Origin of the sequence: Kitasatospora sp. NPDC058478, assembly GCF_042720345.1 — a bacterium.
Classification (GTDB): Bacteria; Actinomycetota; Actinomycetes; order Streptomycetales; family Streptomycetaceae; genus Kitasatospora.
Window position 1 is genome coordinate 1 of sequence record NZ_JBHXML010000162.1, and the last position, 1663, is coordinate 1663.

Here is a 1663-nt window from a genome sequence, read left to right on the forward strand (position 1 = left end):
CGAAGTAGCTGCACTGCCGGGTCGTCCCGTCCAGCTCGACGTCGAAGTCGATGTAGTCCTTCTCGCTCACGGGGGCGTGCTTGTGCCAGGACTCCGTGTCGGGGAAGCGGCCCAAGAGGCGGCCCTCTGCTTCCTCCGGGTCACGTCCCGCGGGGGCCACAAGGCTTCCGGGTCTCCCGTCCACGTGGGAGACCCGACCAGCGGCACCCGACGACGCGACCGCTTCGTAGGCAGCCCGAAGCAGCGGCATCGCCGCAACCCTTATTTGCCATCATTCGCCTACCAGATGAGCTGGCAGCTTGCGTCACATCTCACACGCCGACGCCGCCGGGGTCGTCAAATTTCTGCCAGACAAGGTTGTTACAGTCGAAGGAGCGGAGGTTGAAATCGAAACTGTCGTCGAGGCAGCGCGCCGAGTTGAGGTTCTGCCAGCAACGCCCTTTGACACCGTTTTCGAAGCAGCTGTACGCCTGCCATTGCTGCGAAAACCCTCCGTCGCAACCGGTGGAAAAGACGTTCCCGCCGCTTTCTGATATGCATCGGCCGGTGTTCACATTCCTGATGGTGTAGGAGATTCCGGCTACCTTGGTGTACCTCCAGTCTTGGTAGTTCAGACCGTTACAGTCGAAGGGGCGCAGACCGGCCCCCAAACTGTCGTCGACACAGCGGCCAGTGGCCCAGTTCCGCAGTCGGCCAGTGGAATTGGCGCTGGCCGGCGTCGAGTTCAGAACGATGAGTGCGAGAATGGGGACTAGCATGCCGAGGGCGCGTGCGATTCGACCGATTCCGTTGCTTCGAGAAGCCATGATTCTCCCGTCAGTGATGTCGCTTGAGACTTTCAGGGCGGTGTCGGACACCTCGGCGCAGCATGGGGCTCGCTGACTGTCCCCGTCCGGGGCAACGGCACTCTTGGCCTATTCTCCGGGTGGGGCGATCGGCCGCCGATAGCTCCATGGATTCTGTACATCTGAATTCACGCCTCGTTGGGGTAGTCCACATGAGCTCCTTTTGTAGACACGCCGACGCACACAGACATGCCCCCAGAGTAGATCCAGTTGCCGAATTTGCCGATATACGTGGAAGTTCCGGGCGTCGCTCCCCAACTGCTCCAATACCATTCCGCGTGGTCGCCGAATCGGACCCTTGAAGAAATAGTATCCGTCAGTGGATTTTCTTGCTGACTGGACGGTCGGCACGTGCAGGCCCTGCCCGATCACGAACGAGAGCGCGAGCCCAGTGGCGGCAGCGGCCAAGGGGAACGGAGTCGGGCCATACATCGCCCTTCCATTGCATTTTCTTTTGTTCCCCATGGGGAGTCTTCAGGCTAAGAAAACTCCCGCGCAATGGGTAGTCCATAACCAGACAATCGACTGATGCGACTACTGTGCCTATTGATACTGAAGTTCCAGCAGCGTCGCCTACAGACGGCCGTTCGGCCCTTGCATGCCTGGAGCGGACGCACGGCCGCCCGCGAAGGCCCCACGCCTGGACCGAGCGCTGAAGAAGACCGCGAACTGCGGCGGACCGGAGTGTCGCGCGGGCGTCGAGCTGTCGGTACGCCGGCTGTTTGAGGTTCCCCCGAGGTGCGGAAGGTCGCCGGAGATGGCCTGATGGGCCATGAGAAGGGAGCCTCTGCCATGGCTGCACCGATGAAATACCCGCC

General features: G+C 61.5%; 1 protein-coding gene. It reads right to left on the reverse strand.

Translation table 11 applies throughout. The annotated features are described in order from the left end of the window. Nucleotides 1-311: 311 nt before the first annotated feature. Complete coding sequence (locus tag ACFWPT_RS40885) at nt 312-857, reverse strand: RICIN domain-containing protein (RefSeq protein WP_380488121.1); 546 nt, start codon at nt 855-857, stop codon at nt 312-314. Between the last annotated feature and the right edge of the window lie 806 nt (nt 858-1663).